Origin of the sequence: Rhizobium ruizarguesonis (assembly GCF_017357285.1) — a bacterium.
GTDB lineage: Bacteria > Pseudomonadota > Alphaproteobacteria > Rhizobiales > Rhizobiaceae > Rhizobium > Rhizobium ruizarguesonis.
This window is the reverse complement of sequence record NZ_CP071678.1, coordinates 3,423,323-3,442,090: the sequence shown is the minus strand read 5'-3', so window position 1 is coordinate 3,442,090 and position 18,768 is coordinate 3,423,323. Positions and strand designations below refer to the sequence as shown.

Below are 18,768 nucleotides of genomic sequence, written 5' to 3'. Positions count from 1 at the left end.
TTGCCGCGATATCCCTAGTTTTAGGGATGTGAAAAATACCGGCTGCAATTTCGCCGCGCGTGTTTCCAATTTGTTAACCATGATTAGAAAGGATGGATTAACCGCACGATGCTCCGAGGGTGCGTAAAAGAGCGATATCGGCTCGCACCATTTCCTTCCGAGGACCGAACATGCCTGTCATCACATTCGCAAATACCAAGGGCGGCGCCGGCAAGACGACCGCTGTTCTCCTGCTCGCGACCGAGCTTGCCCGCAAAGGCTATCGCGTCACCATCCTCGACGCCGACCCGCAGCACTGGATTTCGCGCTGGCACGAGATCTCTGGTCATGTGGCTAATCTTTCGGTCATCGATTTCGTGACAACCGCCTCGCTGCCGCTGCATATCAGCGAGAACAAGCACAATACCGACTATTTCATCGTCGACCTGCCGGGTGCGCGCAATCCGCTGCTTGCCACAGCTGTCGGCCTTTCCGACCACGTGCTGATCCCGATCCAGGGCTGTGCCATGGATGCGCGCGGTGGCGCGCAGGTGCTCGAACTGCTGCAGTATCTGGATGAAAAGGCCGGCATCAAGATCGGCCATTCGGTGGTGCTCACCCGCGTCAACTCGATGGTAACGACGCGGGCGCTGCAAGTCGTCAAGTCGCTGCTCAGCGAGCGGCATGTGCCGGTACTCGATACGGCTATCATCGAACGCTCCGCCTTCCGCGACATCTTCGACTGTGGCGGCACCCTGCACACGATTGATCCCACGCGCGTCAGCAATCTCGACAAGGCCCGGGAAAACGCCACCTGTTTTGCCGAGGAAATGATGCGCAAACTGCCGGTGAGGCTGGTGGCATCCGCCCGTGTGACGAACCCGATGGTCCGCTCGGCCGCCTGAACATCTCTCACATGAAACGACAAGGCCGCCGGAGCGATGCGGCGGCCTTGTCGTTTCTATCGCGAGAATGATTTCAGTCGACGAATTCGACCGTCACTCCCGGCTTGACCATCTTGGCAAGCTCTGTCGCATCCCAGTTGGTTAGACGGATGCAGCCGTGGCTCTGGGTGCGGCCGATCTTCGAGGGTTCGGGCGTGCCGTGAATGCCGTATGTCGGCTTGGAAAGCGCCATCCAGACTGTGCCGACGGGGCCGTTCGGGCCGGGCGGGATGTTGAGGATCTTGTCGTTGGCACCCTGCTGGAAATTGATCTTCGGATTATAGGTATAACCGGGATTGAGGGCGACACGCTCGACATTTACCAAGCCCGACGGAGAGGGGGTGTCGGTGGAGCCGATCGATGCCGGATAGGCGGCGAGGAGATTGCCGGCGCCGTCATAGGCGAAGACCTGCTTGCGGCCCTTGTCGGCGATGATGCGGGCAACTTCACCGCTCTTCGGCTCGCCCGGATTGACGACCTTGATGACGGTGCCTGCAACTGTGAAATCGGCACCGGGGTTCATCTCCTTGAGAAAGGCCTCATCCATGTGGAAGCGTTCGGCCAGCATTTCGGTGGTCGAGGTGTAGGCGAGCGACGGTAGCAGCGCCTTGTGCGAATAATCTTCCGGGATCTCAGCGACGAAGGGGCCAGCAGCATCGGCCGGCGTGATCGTGTAGCTGATGACGGGCAGGCCGCCGTTCATGCGCAGCTCTTCCAGAATGGCATCGGTGTCGTTGGGATCGAGCTTCGAGCCGGTCATCTGGTCATAGGCATAGATCCCCTTGGTGACGTTCGAGCCCATATGGCCGTCGATGACGCCGGGAGAGATGCCGGCGCGATCGAGGAAGACCTGCAATGCGACGATCTCGGGCTTCGACTTGTTCTTCAGCGTGATGACGGGCTCATCGGGTGCGGCGTTCGGCTGGTCGGCGGGCGGGATCTGCTGGTCCGGGTCGATCGAGGCATAATCGTCGCTAGGCTGCGGATTGCCGATGCTGTTATCATCGGGATAGGGCTGCTCACCGAGCGGCCGGCGTTCGATCTCGGCATCGCGCGGAATGCCGCCGGTGACGGCGCCGCGCTCTGAATAACGTGTATCGCCATCGGGATTGTTGTCGGAATAATAGGGGTCGTTGCCATACTGGTCGTTATAGACCTCCCGCGGTCCCGGCCGCGGCGGATAGTAGCCCCGCGCGCGCATCTCGGTGGCGACGACATTGCCGTAGCCGTCGATCAACACGCGATTGCCGCTACGGTCCCGGGCGTAGATATAGCCAGCTGGAACATAGTCGAGGATTTCGCCGCTCGGCGTCACAAGCACGATATCGCTCTGGCGGCGATCGCGGAACTGCTGCGCGCCTGCCTCCGGCGCTGCAGCCGCAAGGGCAGCCAGGACGGCCGCGAAGCAAAATGCCGACTTCAAAAAGCGATTCACGTCTCATACCTCGAACAGTGACTGGGCAGACACACACATGCCAATTTTGACGCTAGTGTGGAATTTATGAAACCGTGCTGAACAAAATATGAAAATCACTAAGATTTCCTTTTACTCATAAACGTTTGCGTCCTTGTGTCAGTTCCGCAAAATCCATGGTTGCTGCAAAAGCACAAGATGGAGGCGACGCCGATTGACGAATGGCGACGCGAAACCTAACGCTAGCGCATCCTGCTTTCCGAAAATCGGATTGGATTTTCGGAAAGCAGGATGCGTCGATTCAAAGTGTTAGAGCGTCCTTTGTGCGTCCGAAAGAACGCACGGCGCTCTAAGGGCTGATTGTTCCCCGAGGAGACCGTGATGATCGAATTTGCCGCCGCAAGCGGGCCGCGCCTGATGCTGGACGAAACATCGGTGCTGGATATCGGCGGATGCATCGTCGACGGTGTCGACATCGCGCCGAAACGCGCCATTCCCGACGACGGTGATGCGCGAATCGATCACTCGCTCGAAGGCTTTCTCTTCACCTGCGGCCCGGATCATATCCGCCACCGCCAGCCAATTCCCGGTCGGGATGACGGCAAGGTCTATCCGCTGCACGGATCGGCCTCCGGCCATGCGGCAAAAGTGCTATGGACGAAGTTCGAGAATGGCCATGCCGAATGCCGCGCCGATATCGACATCACCACCGTCGAAGGACTGCCACAGCGCATCGAGCGGCTGTGGCGGATCGATGGGGCGACCGGCGAGGTGCGGCTCGAGGACCGGGTCGTCAATACGAGCGATCGGACGGTGCCGACCTTCCTGATGTACCACATGAACACCGGCGGCAAATGGCTGGACGAGGGCACGCGGCTCGAAGGCCGGATGCTGGAGAATGGCGGTTTCCCCTGGGCGTTCGGGGAGGAGCCGGGCGGCATCTTCTGCGTTGCGGCGCCGGCGACGGAGGAGGGTTTCGCAGAGGTTCGCCTCGGACCGATCGCCGCAATCGGCGGCAGGACGCTGAGTGTGCGCTTCCGCGCCGACACGCTGCCCCATCTGCAGGTCTGGCGAAACCAGAAGGCGCCGGCCCATATCATCGGTATCGAGCCGGTTTCGCATCGCTGGATATCGCGCGACGAGCTTCAGGCAGCCGGTGAGCTCAACATGCTGGCGCCAGGCGAGAGCCGCAGCTATGCGCTGACCTTTGCCTTCCTATGAGCGAAGTGTTGTTGACGCTGGCAGACCTCCGTCGTAGACCTTCAGCCCACCATTTTTGAGGAGACAAGACGATGGATATTCGCCAGATCGACGATGAATATTCGGTTTCGGGCCAGATCACGCTGGAGGAGCTCGACGAGATCAAGGCGCTGGGGTTCAAATCGATCGTCTGTCACCGTCCAGACCACGAAAGTCCCGACCAGACGTCGTTCTCCGTCATCGAGGCGCGCGCCAAGGAGCTTGGCCTCGAGATCGCCCATGTGCCGGTTGGACCGATGGGCGTGACCGAGGAAGCCGTGCAGGGCATGGTCGACGCGCTCGATGAATTCCCGCGGCCGATGCTTGGCTATTGCCGCTCTGGCGCACGCTCGACGGCGATTTACCAGAAGACCCACCATATCCGTAATTGAGCCCGTCCCGGGGGACCGATTTTCCGGCGTTGAACCTCAGCGCCGCCACCTTCCATTCACTCAGGAGACTATAATGAGCATCAAGCGTATCGACGTCGGCTCGCGCATGAGCGGCGCCGTCATTCACGGCAACACGGTCTATCTCGCAGGCCAGGTCGGCGAGGGCGAAAGCGTCACCGATCAGTGCAAGTCATCGCTTGCCGAAGTCGACCGCCTGCTGGCTGCATCAGGCAGCAGCAAGTCGAAGATCCTGCAGACGATCATCTACCTCTCCGATATCGCCGATTTCGCCGAGATGAACGCCGTCTGGGAAGGCTGGATCGATCCAGCCAACCCGCCAGCCCGCGCCACCAGCGAAGCCAAGCTCGCTGCGCCGAAATACAAGGTCGAGTTCATCATTACGGCGGCACTCGACTAGAGCATGCTGTGATTTAGCGGAATCTGGGATTCGCAAATCAGTTTGAATGTGATTCAACATTGCTGCTGGGGAAGGCAGGCCAGCGGCGATGACACAGCCTTATTCTGAAGATCTTCGAGAGCGTGCAATGGCGCGGCTAACGGCCGGCGAGACGATACGCTCTATTGCGGCCGCACTATCGATCAGCCCTTCGTGTGTTTCAAAATGGAAGCGGCGCCTGGCCGAGACAGGCGCTCTTACGCCAGGCCGGATTGGCGGGCACAAGAAACGGACTTTGTCGGATGAGCGGGCCGAGTGGTTGCGCCAACGTTGTTGCTCTGGCCCGTTCACGACACGTGGGCTGGTCGCGGAGCTTGCCGAGCGTGGCATCAAGACCGACCGCCGTGCTGTCTGGGTGTTTGTCCGGGCTGAAGGCTTGAGTTTCAAAAAAAACGGTGCTGCCAGCCGAGCAGACGAGACCGGACATCGCCCGCAAACGGCAACGCTGGAAGAACCACCAGCACCGGATCGAGGCTCATCGACTGGTCTTCCTTGACGAGACCTGGATCAAAACCAACATGGCGCCGCTCAGGGGCTGGGCACCACGTGGCCAGCGGCTCGCCGCTTCAGTCCCGCACGGCCACTGGAAAACCCTGACCTTCATCGCGGCCCTGCGCAGCGACCGTATCGACGCGCCCTGGGTTATCGACGGGCCGATCAATGGCGAGCTCTTTAACGTCTATGTCAGGAAAATCCTTGTGCCAACACTTGCCAAAGGCGACGTCGTCATCCTCGACAATCTCGGCAGCCACAAGGGGCAGGCTATCCGACGTGCAATCAGGGCTGCCGGCGCGCATCTCATCTTCCTGCCGCCTTACAGTCCAGACCTCAATCCCATTGAGCAGGTCTTCGCCAAGCTCAAGCATCTCATCAGAAAGGCCGAGCCACGAAGCGTCGAAACAACGTGGCGCACCGCCGGTCACATGCTCGACGCATTCGCGCCTGACGAATGCGCAAACTATCTTAGAAACTCAGGATATGCTGCCGTCTAAAAACAGCACGCTCTAGAGCAACTCCAGGAAAAGTGCGAAGCGGTTTTCCGTCCGGGATTGCGCAAAAAACAAAAGATTAAAGCGGCTCTGCGCTTCTATGAAAAGCTGAACCGCTCTAAGTCGCACCATTCCGATTGCCTGAAGCCGGTGAGCACTGCGCGTGCTCACCGGCTTTTTGTTTGCGCGATTTCGGAGAGCGTGCGTGTCGGTGTGATCGCTTCGGGATCGAGCTTGACCTCGATGATTGCGGGCTTGCCGCTGGCGCGCGCCCGCTCGAAGGCCGGGGCGAAGTCCGCTGTGGTTTCCACCGTCTCGCCGTAGCCGCCATAGGCGCGGGCAAGGGCTGCGAAGTCGGGATTGGTCAGATCGGTGCTGCTGACGCGGCCGGGATACTCGCGCTCCTGATGCATGCGGATCGTGCCGTAGATGCCGTTGTTGACGACGACTGCGATGATCGGCAGGCCGTAGCGGATGGCGGTGGCGAATTCCTGGCCGTGCATCAGGAAGCAGCCGTCGCCGGCAAAGCAGATGACCTCGCGCTCGGGAAACAGCCGCTTGGCGGCCACCGCCGCCGGCAGGCCGTAACCCATCGAGCCGGAGGTGGGGGCGGCTTGGGTGTTGAAGCGGCGAAAACGATGGAAGCGGTGCACCCAGGTGGCGTAGTTGCCCGCGCCATTGGTGAAGATCGTCTCCGGCCCGGTATTGGCCTCCAGCCATTCCATGATCGGCCCCATCTGGACAGCGCCGGGACCACTCGAGGGTGGTTTCGACCAGGTGAGATAGGCCTGATGCAGGCGGGCGGTGCGCTCCGCCCAGAGCGGTTCGGCCGGCGCTTCCAGATCGGCGAGTGCGGCGACGAAATCGGCAGGTGCCGCGCAGATGGCAAGATCCGGACGGTAGACGCGGCCGAGCTCGGAAGGGTCGGGATAGATATGCACCAGCGATTGCTGGGGGTAGGGGATATCGATCAGCGTATAGGACGAGGACGGCATTTCCGACATGCGGCTGCCAAGCAGGATCAGCAGGTCGCTCTCCCTGATCTCCTTTGCCAGCGCCGGATTGATGCCGATGCCGACATCGCCGGCGTAGCAGGGATGGAGATGATCGAACAGCATCTGCCGGCGAAAGGAGCAGCCGACAGGCAGGTGAAAACGTTCGGCGAAGCTCTGAAAATCGGCGACGGCATCGGCATCCCAGCGTGTGCCTCCAAGGATTACCATCGGCCGCTCGGCCTTCAGCAGTCTCACATAGAGATCGTCGATCTGGCGGCGGCCGGGATGGGCCTCGACGGTGGCATAGTGCCTGGCGCGGGGTGCCTCGACCTCATCGCGCAGCATGTCCTCCGGCAGCGTCAGCACCACAGGGCCGGGACGGCCGGAGGTTGCGACCGCAAAGGCGCGGGTGACGAATTCGGGAATACGGGCGGCATCGTCGATCTCGCCCACCCATTTGGCGAATTCGGTGAAGGCGCGGCGGAACTCGACCTCCTGGAAGGCCTCGCGCTCGCGTGCTTCCCGCTGCACCTGGCCGATAAACAGGATCATCGGGATCGAGTCCTGCTTGGCGATATGCAGGCCGGCGGAGGCGTTGGTGGCGCCGGGGCCGCGGGTCACCATGCAGATGCCGGGTTCGCCGGTCAGCCTGCCCCAACAATCCGCCATCATCGCCGCTCCGCCCTCCTGGCGGCAGACGAGGACGTCGATATCGCTGTCGCGCAACGCGTCGAGCACGGCGAGGAAGCTCTCGCCGGGCACGCAGGAGAGACGTTTGACGCCGTTCGCCTTCAGCGCCTCGACGATCAGTTCTCCGCCCGTCTTCTTCATGACAATGCCTTCTTCATGACGATGCCTTCCTCTGGCGCTCGGCGAGTTCCGCCAGAATTTCTGCCTGGTGTTCGCCGAGACGCGGGCTCGGCCTGATATAACGCAGCGGCGTCTCCGACAGCACCACGGGCGTCCTGACACCGGGGATCACGGTGCCGGCGGCATCCTCAAGGTCGATGCGCAGGCCGCGGGCCTGCACCTGCGGATGGGCGAACATTTCCTCGATCGTGTTGATTGCGCCTGATGGAACCGCATTCTCCTCGCAGGCCTTCAGCAGATCCGCCTTCTGCCACTTCAGCGTCTCGGTGGAGATGAGGCGGCGCACTTCGCCGCGATTGCCGACGCGGGCCTTGTTGGTGGCGAAACGCTCGTCGCCGGCGATGGCCTCCAGGCCGAGGATGCTGCAGAGGCGACGGAACTGGCCGTCGTTTCCAACTGCGAGAATGAGGTACCCGTCCGCCGTCGGCACGACCTCATAGGGCGAGATATTGGGGTGGGCATTGCCGAGGCGGGTCGGTGCCTCGCCGGAAACCAGGTAATTCATGTTCTGATTGGCGAGCACCGCCGATTGCACGTCGAGCAGGGCCATGTCGACCAACTGGCCTTCACCTGACTTCAGGGCGTGGATCAGGGCGGCTTCAATCGCCGAGACGGCATAGATGCCGGTGAAGATATCGGCGATGGCGACGCCTGCCTTCATCGGCTGGCCGCCTGGTTCACCAGTGATCGACATGAAGCCGGACATGCCCTGGACGATATAATCGTAGCCGGCGAGGCTGGCATAAGGGCCGTCCTGGCCGAAGCCGGTGATCGAGCAATAGACGAGCTTCGGGTTCACCTTGCGCAGGCTGTCGTAATCGAGGCCGTATTTGACGAGGCCGCCGACTTTGAAATTCTCGATCACCACATCGGCGGTGGAGACGAGGCGGCGGACGAGATCCTGGCCTTCGGCGCTCTTCAGGTCGGCGGTGACGGAGCGTTTGCCGCGATTGGCGGCGTGATAATAGGCGGCCGAGAGATTTTCGCCATCGGCGCCCTCGACGAAGGGCGGCCCCCATTGGCGCGTATCGTCGCCGCCATCGGGATTTTCGACCTTGATCACGTCGGCGCCGAGATCGGCAAGCATCTGTCCCGCCCAGGGGCCGGCGAGCACGCGGGCAAGCTCGATCACCCGGATGCCGGCAAGCGGCGGCTTTTTGGTCACGGTCTCTGTCATGTTCCTCCAGGCAATATCTACGGCGCCAGCGTCACCTCAGATGTATCGGATACAGGCTTTGAAGCAAAGCGGCGCTCGCGCCAGAGGATGTAGAAGCCCGCTGCCACGATGATGGCAATGCCGAGCCATTTGACGGCATCCGGAAAGTCACCGAAGACCAGCCAGGCGAAGATCGTTGCCGAAACGATCTCCAAATATTGCAGCGGCGCCAGCGTCGAGGCCGGTGCTGCGCGATAGGCGTAGACGCCGAGGATGCCGGTGATTGCGGCCATGGCGCCGACGCCGGCGACATAGAACCAGGCGCGGCCTTCCGGCATGACGGGATCGAAGAGGTCGGAGCCGGTTCCCTGACCCAGGAAAAGCAGGACGGCACAGAAGAGCAAGCCCCAGATGCTCATCTGGAACTGCATCGACCAGGGGTCTTCCCTGTGCGAGAGGGCGCGAGTCATCAGCACGAAGATCGCGATGCAAAGAGCACTGACGACAGGTAGAAGCGCGATGTAGCCGACCTCTTCGAAACTCGGCTGGATGATCAGCATCGCCCCGAAGAAGCCGACGCAGCAGGCTGTATAGCGCCGCCAGCCGATCGTCTCCTTGAGGAAGATGCCGCCGAGGATCGTCACCATGATCGGCTCTACGAAGAAGATCGCGATCGCGTCGGCGACCGCCATATATTTCAGCGTGGTGACGAAGGAGATCATCGAGACGGTAATGATCCCGCCGCGGATGGCATGGAACAGGCTATGGCGCCAGGAGAATTCGGCGAAGCTGCGCCGCCATACGACGATCGGCAGCATGCAGAGCGCCTGTACGACGAAGCGACCGGCAGTGATCTCCCCGGATGGCACGGTCGTGATTGCAAGCTTGGCGAAAATATCGATGAGCGGCGACACCATCACCGAGAGGAACATCAGCACAAGCCCCGTCATCACGTCGGAGGTGGATGAAACGGGGCGGGTGGAGGTGCTGTTCACGATGAAATCCTTGTCACTCACGATATTGGTCGCTCAGGATCTTGCGACCGCCCGTCGCACCAGTCCGCGAAGGCTGCGATCGCCGCATCCGCGCCGATCTCATTCAGCGTTTCGTGTCGCACGTCCTGATATATCTGAGTGCTGATACGAGAGAAGCCCCGGCCTTTCAAATGGTTTGACAGCCAGAGCACCGCTTTTCCCCGCTCCGTCGCCGGGTCCTCTCCGCCGCCGACGAGATGGATCGGCAAGTCCCGCGGCAGCCGATCGAGATGGATCTTTTGCGGCGCGCGGAAGGTCAGTTCAAAGAGATCGAGCCAGAGAGAGACCGAGGCGTCGAAGCCGCAGAGTGGATCGGCGACATACTTGTCGACTTCGTCAGGACGACGCGACAGCCAGTCGAACTCGGTGCGGCGGCCGGCAATGGATTTTCCCCAGGTGCCGAAAGTAAGCTTCGGCAGCAGGCCGCTCGGCACGTCGGAGCCCTTCAGCATGCGCTCGGCAAGCAGGATCGCCTGGGCGGCGCGGCCGGCAAGGCCGACGGCGAAATTCGAATTCCAGACGGCGACAGCATCGAAGTCGGCCGGAGCCGTGACGGCTGCATTGAGGGCGATGAGGCCGCCCATCGAATGGCCGAAGAGGGTCACCGGCAGACCGGGATGGCGGGAGACCGCGTGGCCGCGCATGGCGATGACGTCGCCGATCACCCTTTTGACCCCGCCGCGTCGGGCAAAGCGGCCGATCGGCGCATCGGGTGCCGTCGTCTCGCCGTGGCCGCGATGATCGTGGGCATAGACGTGATATCCGTGCACCGCCATCGCCTCGGCAAAGGAGCGGTATCGTTTCGAATGTTCGGCCAAGCCATGCGATATCAACAGGATGCCGCGTGCCGGGGTGAGGGCCTCGGCATGGTGATAGGCCAGCGACGCCCCTGGCACGGCGAGCCTTTGCGTTTCAGAAAACATGTGGGTCCTCCCGGCGGCAACAGACCAGATCGCCGGGTAATTGCAACATGGGCATGTGATTATCTGATAACAATTTGCAGCCTTGTTGCGATTCAGGGTTGCGGCCTTTTGATTTTGATGCTTATTTGTTCCTGTATTGTTCTTTTTAGGGGGTTGAAATGAGCAGCATGCAGTTGCGTACCTTGTCGTTCGCCGTGTCGATGGTTGTTGCCGGCGCCGCCGTGGCGCAGGAAGCTGGCGGGCGCACCCGCTTCATTCTGGCGGCGAGCTGGCAGCCGGCCTTTTGCCAGACGAACCAGAAGAAGGCCGAATGCGCAAGCCAGACCGGCGAGCGCCCTGACGCGACGAACTTCTCGTTGCATGGACTCTGGCCGATGCGGGAGGATTATTGCGGCGTAAGCGCCGAGCAGAAGGCCGCCGACAAGGATGGCGACTGGAACAAGCTGCCGGAGGTCACGCTTGCGGCCGAGACGAAGACTGCGCTGACAAAGGCGATGCCCGGCACGCAATCCGGTCTGGAACGGCATGAATGGGTGAAGCATGGCACCTGCACGAAGATGAGTGCCGACGACTATTTCGGCGTCGGCGTGCATCTCGTAAGCGCGCTCAACGCGTCGGCCGTGCGCGATCTTTTCGCTGCCAATATCGGCAAGCCGGTCAAGGCCGACGCGATCAAAGCGGCTTTCGACAAGAGCTTCGGGCCGGGTGCCGGCGATCGTGTCAAGATGAGCTGCCGGCGGGCCGGCAATGTCAGGATGATCAGCGAACTGACGATCGGGCTTTCGGAAGCCGCCGGGGCGGCATCGGCGAAAACTACCGGCCTTGCCGATCTGATCCAGGGCGCTGGAAAAACGTCGTTCGGCTGTGACGAGGGCGTCGTCGACGCTGCGGGCTTTTGACCGGAAATCCTGAGTAAACCGGGTTTGGCGTTGCCCGCAGGCGCTGTTTCGCCTACATAGCGGCACAATCGAAGTTTCCCGCCCGGAGCAGCGCAGCATGGCACGTCAGTTCATCTATCATATGTCCGGCCTCAACAAGGCCTATGGCAACAAGAAGATCCTGGAGAATATCCACCTTTCGTTCTACCCGGATGCCAAGATCGGTATCCTTGGTCCGAACGGCGCGGGTAAATCCACCGTGCTGCGCATCATCGCAGGCCAGGACAAGGAGTACACCGGCGAAGCTTGGCTCGCCGAAGGTGCGACGGTCGGCTATCTGGAGCAGGAGCCGCATCTCGATCCCAACAAGACGGTGTTCGAGAATGTCATGGAAGGCGTTGCCTCGAAGACGGCTGTCCTCGATCGCTACAACGAATTGATGATGAACTATTCCGACGAGACGGCGGAAGAGGGCGCCAAGCTTCAGGACGTCATCGACAGCCAGAACCTCTGGGATCTGGAAAGCCAGGTCGAAATGGCGATGGAAGCCCTGCGCTGCCCGCCGCGCGACGCCGAAGTCACCAGCCTTTCCGGTGGTGAGCGCCGCCGTGTCGCGCTCTGCCGCCTGCTGCTTTCGCAGCCGGATCTGCTGCTGCTCGACGAACCGACTAACCACCTGGACGCCGAAACCATCGCCTGGCTCGAAAAACATCTGCGCGACTATCCGGGCGCCGTGATGATGATTACCCACGATCGCTACTTCCTGGACAACGTCACCGGATGGATCCTCGAACTCGACCGCGGCCGTGGCATCCCCTACGAAGGCAACTACTCCGCCTACCTGCAGGCGAAAGCCAAGCGCATGCTGCAGGAAAGCCGCGAAGACGCATCGCGCCAGAAGGCGATCAGCCGCGAACAGGAATGGATCGCGTCCAGCCCGAAGGCCCGTCAGGCCAAATCCAAGGCGCGTATCAAGTCCTACGAGCAGCTGGTGGATGCCGCCGAGAAGCAGCGTCCCGGCGACGCGCAGATCATCATCCCGGTCAGCGAGCGCCTCGGCCAGGTGGTCATCGAGATGGACGGCATCACCAAGGGCTTCGAGGGCCGCACGCTGATCAACGACCTGTCGATCAAGCTGCCGCCAGGCGGCATCGTCGGTATCATCGGCCCGAACGGCGCCGGCAAGACGACGCTATTCAGGATGATCACCGGCCAGGAAACGCCGGATGGCGGTTCGATCCGCATCGGCGAAACCGTGCATCTCGGTTATGTCGACCAGAGCCGTGACACCCTTGCGGCCGACAAGACGGTCTGGGAGGAAATTTCCGGCGGCGCCGAAATCATCAAGCTTGGCAAGTTCGACATGAACTCCCGTGCCTATTGCGGCGCCTTCAACTTCAAGGGCGGTGACCAGCAGCAGAAGGTCGGCAATCTCTCCGGTGGTCAGCGCAACCGCGTTCACCTTGCCAAGATGCTGAAGGCCGGCGGCAACGTTCTGCTGCTCGACGAACCGACCAACGACCTCGATACGGAAACGCTGGGCGCCCTGGAAAACGCGCTTGAGAATTTCGCCGGCTGCGCCATCATCATCAGCCATGATCGCATGTTCCTCGACCGGCTGGCGACGCATATCCTTGCTTTCGAAGGCGACGGCCATGTCGAATGGTTCGAAGGCAACTTCGAGGATTATGAACAGGACAAGGTTCGTCGTCTCGGCCCCGACGCCCTCAACCCGGGCAGCCAGGCTCACAAGCGCCTGACACGCTGATTTCACCCATTTTTCGTTTGTGAGAGCCCCGGTTCGCCGGGGCTTTTTCATGTCGGGCTCTGTCGCAATCTGAGCAGGCAATTTCGTGGAGAGAGCGAATTGCCGCTTGCCACTGCTTTTCAAATCACATAAAGATATCTTTATGTCTTGATTGGATCAAAGATGAGCGAACCGTTGAAGCTTGGACTGGATGCGCTGGTGGACGTCTTGAAGGCGGCCGGCGAGCCCACGCGCCTGCGTCTTCTGGCGCTTCTTGACGGCGGCGACCTGACGGTGACCGATCTTACCGAAATTCTCGGCCAGTCCCAGCCGCGCATCTCCCGCCATCTGAAGCTGCTCGGCGAAGCCGAACTGATCGAACGCTACCAGGAGGGCGCCTGGGCCTATTTCCGCCTGAAGCAGGACGGCAAGGCGGCCATGCTGGTGCGGGCGCTACTCAAGCATGTCTCCGAGAACGATCCGACCATCCTTCGCGATGGCGAGCGGCTTTCGCAAGTCAAGCGCCAGCGTGCCGAGCGGGCGCAGGCCTATTTCAGCCGCAACGCGGCCGAATGGGACGAGCTTCGCCGCCTGCATGCGGCTGATGAGGAGGTCGACGCCGCTGTCATCCGGCTGCTCGGCAACCAGCCGATCGATTCGCTGCTTGATCTCGGCACTGGCACCGGCCGCATCCTCGAGCTTCTGTCCGGCCTCTACCGCCGGGCGATCGGAGTCGATGCCAGCCGCGACATGCTGAGCGTGGCGCGTGCCAATCTCGACAAGTCCCGCATCACCAAGGCCACCGTGCGCCACGCCGATATCCTGAACCTGCCGTTCGAGGGACAGGATTTCGACCTGGTGACGATCCATCAAGTGCTGCATTTCTTCGATCAGCCGGAAATTGCGATCGCGGAAGCGGCGCGCATGCTCCGGCCGGGCGGTCGGCTCGTGGTCATCGACCTGGCGCCGCACACGCTCGAATATCTCCGCGACGAGCATGCGCATGTCCGTCTCGGCTTTTCGCACCAGGCGATGTCCGAGTGGCTGCGCAAGGCCGGGCTCGACGTCGAGCAGGCCGTCGATCTTCATCCGGGTCAGCAAAGCGGGCAAGGGTTGACGGTCACCGTCTGGCTCGCGCGCGATCCGAGGCGCCTCATGGCTTCGCAGACGAGCGAGGGCGCTGAACCTACATTTGCCGGGAGGGTATGACATGGCTTTGAAAAACGAAGCACGCGGCCGCAACATCAGGGTCTCCTTCGAATTCTTCCCGCCGAAATCGGAAGAGATGGAAGGGCAGCTCTGGCATACCGTCAGCCAGCTGCAGGACTGGGATCCGGATTTCGTGTCGGTGACCTATGGCGCCGGCGGCACCACGAAGGCGCCGACGCTGACCACTGTCACGCGTTTCCTCTCACAGACGCCGCTTGCCACCGCCTCGCATCTCACCTGTGTCGGTGCGACCAAGGAGGAGACGCATCAGGTGGTCGATACGTTCCGCAAAGCCGGCGTAACGCATTTCGTGGCGCTGCGCGGCGATGCGCCAGGCGGCGCCGGCGCGCCCTACCAGCCGCATCCCGGCGGTTATGCCAATGCGGCGGAGCTGGTGGCTGGCCTCAAGGAAATTGGCGATTTCGAGATTTCGGTCTCCGCCTATCCGGAAAAGCACCCGGAAAGCCGCGATACGGCTGCTGATATCGACATGCTGAAGCGCAAGGCCGACAATGGCGCCGACCGGGCGCTGACGCAGTTCTTCTTCGACAACGACAATTTCGAGCGCTATCTGGAGCGGGTGCGCGGCGCCGGCATCTCGATCCCCGTTGTGCCCGGCATCATGCCGATCCAGAACCTGACGCAGCTGAAACGCTTTGCCGGGGCCTGCGGCACAATCATCCCCGCCTTCCTCGACGAGCGCTTTGAAGGCTTCGACGACAAGCCCGAGGAGCGGGCGAAGGTCGCCGCGGAAGTCGCCGCCGAACAGATCGAGGATCTCGTCCGGCGTGGCATCCATGATTTTCATCTCTATACGATGAACCGTGCGCCGCTGGTTTCCGCTGTGCTCGACAATCTCGGCCTCTCCCGCTCGGCGGCAAAAAGTGCGGGCGCAGCCGCCTGATCTTTGCGCGTCTGAAAGACGCGCGGCGCTGTAAAAGTGAAAAGCGCATGTCGGGCGGGACATGCGCTTTTTCGTTGGCGGATTGATCAGCTATCCAGGAGTTTAGGCACTATCAGTCGTCATACTTTCGTCGGCCGGCTCAGATGAAGAGCATGGACAAGACGAAAGCAAACGCTGCACTGACCAACAGAACATTCAAGGATTGCGTGAGTCCCATGTCTGTCTCCTCGCGTTAACCCGCCGATAATATGTCTGAAATATGTCGGTTGGGAAGCAGATCTTATGCTGCGCTGCAGAACGGTTCAGTGGATAAGTCGAATAGTGCTCTTGCAAGCCTTTGAAATAGATCAATAATTTTCAACAAATTTTTGTTCACACAATTTAACATGCCGTTAAATCAAGCGATTGTGGATTTACCTATGCGTCTAAAACATGGCGGATCGGCAACCGGTTGAAAACATGCGAAATTCGCAACCGGTTCAAACAGCTTTCGCCAGCAGGCGATAGGCGCGGCCATCGAGAATGATGAGGCCGAAACCGATCAGCGCCATGCCGGCCAATTCGCCAAGTGCGAGCCTTTCGCCGAGGAAAAGCACGCCGAGAAGGATGGCGCTCGGCGGCACCAGCAGGGTGACGAGCGAGGCGTTGGTGGCGCCGGCGGTTGCCATGATCCGGAAATAGAGGATGTAGCCGAAGGCCGTCGACAGCAGCGCCAGCGCCAGGATGGCCAGGAGCGCATCCAGCGGCGGTGCGGCAAGCGCCCAGGGACGATCGGCCAGCAGCGACAGCGGCAGCGCAATCAGCGATGAGGCGGTCAACTGGCCGGCGGCAGTGACAGGAGCAGGAACATCCTTGAAGCGTTTGCCGTAAGTGGCGGCGAAGCCATAGGAGATGGCGGCAAGTACGGGAAGAAACAACGCCCAGAGCGGCGCTTCGCCACCAGCCGACATGCCGGGGCCGATCAGCACGATCGTTCCGGCCAAACCGACCAGGCAGCCGGCGATCTTTGCCGGTGACAGCTTCTCGTCTGATGTGAAGTAGTTGGCGATCAGCACGGTCCAGATCGGTGTCGTCGCATTCAGGATCGCCGCAAGACCGGCGCCGATGCGGGTCTGGCCGAAGAAGATCAGCGCATGCGGTAGGGCATTGTTGATGAGCCCGAGGATCAGGAATTCGCACCAGCGGGCCTTGAGGATCGCATAGAATTCAAAACGGCCGGCGATATAAGTATGCAGCGCCAGCGCCGCGAGCAGCAGCCTGAAGAAGACGAGGGTCAGCGGCGGCACATGCTGGACGGCGATGCGGGCAAAGAAGAAGGAGCCACCCCAGATCAGGCCGAGCAGGACCAGCAGGCCCCAGGTCCAGGCATTCATCCTGTTGTCCATGCCGATTCCTCCACCGTGAGCCGCTCGTTTTGCCGAAAGCCGGCACCGGATTTCGACCTGATGCTTTAGCGCAGGTGGCGGACCGCGCCACCCGTTTCTTGCGAAGCGGGCGGCGGTAAAATGTCAGCGGGGATCAGAGAGCATTGAGAAGGGCAGGCGTCGCCCAGCCGTCGGCCGGCATGCCGAGGCGCTGCTGTTCCTTCTGGATCGCGACACGCGTGCCGGAGCCGAGGATGCCGTCGATCTCGCCGACATCATGGCCGAGCGACTGCAGCTTGGTCTGCAGCGCCTTCATCTGGTCGCTGGCGAGCCCCTGTTCCGGCACGCCCTTGAGATAGGGTTCGGCGCCCGAAAGGCGCGTCCCGAAATAGGCAGCCGAGGTCGTGTAGATGAACGACTTGTTCCATTCGAGATAGATCTTGAAATTGGGATAGGCGATGAAGGCCGGTCCCATGCGGCCCTGCGGCAGAACGAGGTCGCCTTCGAGGTTGCCGAAGGCGGTATTGCCGTCGCGCGGCTTGACGCCAAGCGCGAACCATTCTCCCGCTTTCATCGTGCCGCCGAGGCCGGATTTTTCCCAGGGCAGATTGTCGGGCAGGGTCACTTCCTGCAGCCAGGGCTGGCCGCGCTCGAAGCCGAGATGCTGGATGAATTTCGCCGCCGTCAGGATGGCGTCCGGGCTGCTTTGCTTCAGGCGGATATGACCGTCACCGTCGCCATCCATGCCATAGGCAATGATGTCGCGCGGCAGCATCTGCACCTGGCCGATCTCGCCGGCCCAGGCGCCGGTATTGGTGGCGGGGTCGAGGTCGCCGTGCTGAACCATCTCGACAAGGGCGATCAGTTGCGGGCGGAAGAGTTCCGGGCGGCGGCAGTCATGCGACAGCGTCACCAGGGCGTTGCGGGTGTTGAAATCGCCCTGGACGGCGCCGAAATCGGTTTCCATCGCCCAGAAGGCGGTGATGACGCCCGGCGGGACGCCGAACTCCTGCTCGGCGCGGGCAAAGACGTCGGCATATTGCTTCATCTTCTGGCGGCCGATGTCGAGGCGGGCCTGGCTGACGGTGCGCTGTGAGAATTCGAGGAAGGTCTGCTTGAAGACGCCCTGAGCGCGATCCCGGCTCAGCACCTTGGGGTCGATCTCGGCGCCGGCGAAGGCCTCGTCGGCGGCTGCAGCACTGGCGCCGGCTGCGACCGCATCTTTCTTGACGCCGTCGAGGAAGGCGGACAGATCGCCGCCGCAGGGCGCTGCCGGGGCTGCGTCTGGCGCCTGCTGGGCGGCCGCGCCGCCTGCGAGGGCGAGGGCAAACAGAAGGGCGAGTGCAGAGCGGCTTGCGAGCGAGCGGTGCATGGATGCGGTCCTTATATCAAACAGATTGCCGTCGCTTTCACAGACGAATGTGACGGAAGCAAGAAACATCGCAAGACGTTACTAAGAATTTCTATCCTTGGAAACGGTCGCGACCCAATTGTTCCAGTTCTTTGCGCTGCCGGCGAAGACATTGATATCGGTCGGCCCACTGATGCCAGGAATAACGCCGGTCGAGGTATATTGCCAGAAGGCCCAGCGGCGGTCGGAGTAGGTCACCTCGGGGTGTTTTGCCACCGAACGGACCCAGAAATGATAATCCTGGAAGTAGCCGGCGAGATTGTCGCGATGGAAATCGACCGAGGTATAGATGATCGGGCGTTTGCCGTAATAGGCCTCCAGCCGGTCCATGAAACGCTGCATTGCGGCGCGCACGGTTTCAGCGTCGGGGCGGTAGCGGCAGGTCTTCGATTCGGCGTTCCATTCGACGTCAAGCACCGGCGGCAGGCGCATGGCCTCCTTCGGCACGTTGCGGATGAACCAGTCGGCCTGCTCGTCGGCGGAGGAGCAGAAATAATAGAAGTGATAGGGAGCGTGCGGGATGCCGGCGGCGCGGGCCTCGCGCCAGTATTCGTCGAAGCGCGGATCGACCCTGTCCTTGCCTTCCGTCGCCTTGATGAAGGCGAAGGCCACTCCGGAATTCTTCACCGTGCCCCAGTCGATATCGCCCTGCCATTTGGAGATGTCGATGCCGTGGATCGCATTCTGCTGCGGATGCTTCGCCCCGAAATCCTGCGGATCGGTATCCTTGAAGCGTGTCTTCGGTTTGATCGATGCCGTTTCGAGATAGTCATGACCGGAGGAGCTGCAGCCGGCCAGCAGGATGGCCAGGGGCAAAACGCAAAACAAAAACCGGCGCATGGGCGTCCTGTCGTAACTCGAAT

17 protein-coding genes are annotated in these 18,768 nt (G+C 61.4%); 9 read left to right on the top strand and 8 right to left on the bottom strand.

The genetic code is table 11. The annotated features are described in order from the left end of the window. The first annotated feature begins 170 nt into the window (after nt 1–170). Entirely contained in the window at nt 171–884 is a 714-nt protein-coding gene (locus J3P73_RS17085; RefSeq protein ID WP_018074109.1) for a ParA family protein, read from the top strand. Nucleotides 885–957: 73 nt separating this feature from the next. On the opposite strand, the gene J3P73_RS17080 is transcribed toward J3P73_RS17085, so the two are convergent. After that, nucleotides 958–2,358, bottom strand: coding sequence for a L,D-transpeptidase (locus J3P73_RS17080; protein WP_018074110.1), 1,401 nt, complete (start codon nt 2,356–2,358; stop codon nt 958–960). 360 nt (nt 2,359–2,718) lie between these two features. Between J3P73_RS17080 and J3P73_RS17075 the strand changes: the two genes are divergently transcribed. The 4 genes from J3P73_RS17075 to J3P73_RS17060 all read left to right on the top strand — a co-directional run bounded on the left by J3P73_RS17075 (nt 2,719) and on the right by J3P73_RS17060 (nt 5,417). Further along, on the top strand, nt 2,719–3,558 hold the full coding sequence (locus J3P73_RS17075) for an aldose 1-epimerase family protein (protein ID WP_018074111.1): 840 nt from the start codon (nt 2,719–2,721) through the stop codon (nt 3,556–3,558). Nucleotides 3,559–3,629: 71 nt separating this feature from the next. Further along, nucleotides 3,630–3,968 (top strand): protein tyrosine phosphatase family protein, encoded by a 339-nt coding sequence (locus J3P73_RS17070; protein WP_018074112.1) that lies wholly within the window; start codon nt 3,630–3,632, stop codon nt 3,966–3,968. 73 nt (nt 3,969–4,041) lie between these two features. Continuing rightward, the gene (locus tag J3P73_RS17065; protein ID WP_018446572.1) at nt 4,042–4,386 is read left to right on the top strand and encodes a RidA family protein; all 345 of its coding nucleotides are present in this window, start codon (nt 4,042–4,044) and stop codon (nt 4,384–4,386) included. An 88-nt stretch (nt 4,387–4,474) separates the two neighbouring features. Next, a protein-coding gene (locus J3P73_RS17060) for an IS630 family transposase (protein ID WP_027689416.1) occupies nt 4,475–5,417 on the top strand; the annotation gives its coding sequence in 2 pieces (ribosomal slippage) (nt 4,475–4,810 and nt 4,812–5,417; 942 coding nt in all). Nucleotides 5,418–5,581: 164 nt separating this feature from the next. Here J3P73_RS17060 and J3P73_RS17055 read toward each other — a convergent pair. The 4 genes from J3P73_RS17055 to J3P73_RS17040 are packed head-to-tail and all read right to left on the bottom strand — an operon-like array spanning nt 5,582 to nt 10,392. After that, entirely contained in the window at nt 5,582–7,240 is a 1,659-nt protein-coding gene (locus tag J3P73_RS17055; protein ID WP_018074115.1) for a thiamine pyrophosphate-binding protein, read from the bottom strand. Nucleotides 7,241–7,253: 13 nt separating this feature from the next. Continuing rightward, nucleotides 7,254–8,456, bottom strand: a complete 1,203-nt coding sequence (gene caiB / locus J3P73_RS17050) for a succinate--glutarate CoA-transferase (RefSeq protein WP_130692245.1) — start codon at nt 8,454–8,456, stop codon at nt 7,254–7,256. Between the two features lie 17 nt (nt 8,457–8,473). Continuing rightward, nucleotides 8,474–9,430: a DMT family transporter gene (locus J3P73_RS17045; protein ID WP_130692243.1), complete on the bottom strand. Its 957-nt coding sequence runs from the start codon at nt 9,428–9,430 to the stop codon at nt 8,474–8,476. Between the two features lie 17 nt (nt 9,431–9,447). Continuing rightward, nucleotides 9,448–10,392 (bottom strand): alpha/beta fold hydrolase, encoded by a 945-nt coding sequence (locus J3P73_RS17040; RefSeq protein WP_018074118.1) that lies wholly within the window; start codon nt 10,390–10,392, stop codon nt 9,448–9,450. A gap of 158 nt (nt 10,393–10,550) precedes the next feature. Here J3P73_RS17040 and J3P73_RS17035 point away from each other — a divergent pair, with 158 nt between their 5' ends. The 4 genes from J3P73_RS17035 to metF all read left to right on the top strand — a co-directional run bounded on the left by J3P73_RS17035 (nt 10,551) and on the right by metF (nt 15,130). Beyond that, nucleotides 10,551–11,291 (top strand): ribonuclease T2 family protein, encoded by a 741-nt coding sequence (locus J3P73_RS17035; RefSeq protein WP_018074119.1) that lies wholly within the window; start codon nt 10,551–10,553, stop codon nt 11,289–11,291. Nucleotides 11,292–11,388: 97 nt separating this feature from the next. Continuing rightward, nucleotides 11,389–13,038 (top strand): energy-dependent translational throttle protein EttA, encoded by a 1,650-nt coding sequence (gene ettA / locus J3P73_RS17030; RefSeq protein ID WP_011652822.1) that lies wholly within the window; start codon nt 11,389–11,391, stop codon nt 13,036–13,038. 162 nt (nt 13,039–13,200) lie between these two features. Next, nucleotides 13,201–14,226, top strand: coding sequence for an ArsR/SmtB family transcription factor (locus tag J3P73_RS17025; protein WP_018074122.1), 1,026 nt, complete (start codon nt 13,201–13,203; stop codon nt 14,224–14,226). A 1-nt stretch (nt 14,227) separates the two neighbouring features. Then, nucleotides 14,228–15,130, top strand: a complete 903-nt coding sequence (gene metF / locus J3P73_RS17020; RefSeq protein ID WP_018074123.1) for a methylenetetrahydrofolate reductase [NAD(P)H] — start codon at nt 14,228–14,230, stop codon at nt 15,128–15,130. Nucleotides 15,131–15,609: 479 nt separating this feature from the next. On the opposite strand, the gene J3P73_RS17015 is transcribed toward metF, so the two are convergent. The 3 genes from J3P73_RS17015 to J3P73_RS17005 all read right to left on the bottom strand — a co-directional run bounded on the left by J3P73_RS17015 (nt 15,610) and on the right by J3P73_RS17005 (nt 18,745). Next, nucleotides 15,610–16,515 carry a DMT family transporter gene (locus J3P73_RS17015; protein ID WP_130692241.1) on the bottom strand — a complete coding sequence of 302 codons (906 nt, stop codon included), beginning with the start codon at nt 16,513–16,515 and terminating at the stop codon, nt 15,610–15,612. 133 nt (nt 16,516–16,648) lie between these two features. After that, the gene (locus J3P73_RS17010) at nt 16,649–17,866 is read right to left on the bottom strand and encodes a lytic murein transglycosylase (RefSeq protein WP_026171052.1); all 1,218 of its coding nucleotides are present in this window, start codon (nt 17,864–17,866) and stop codon (nt 16,649–16,651) included. A gap of 81 nt (nt 17,867–17,947) precedes the next feature. Then, nucleotides 17,948–18,745: a glycoside hydrolase family 25 protein gene (locus J3P73_RS17005; protein WP_018074126.1), complete on the bottom strand. Its 798-nt coding sequence runs from the start codon at nt 18,743–18,745 to the stop codon at nt 17,948–17,950. Nucleotides 18,746–18,768: the final 23 nt, after the last annotated feature.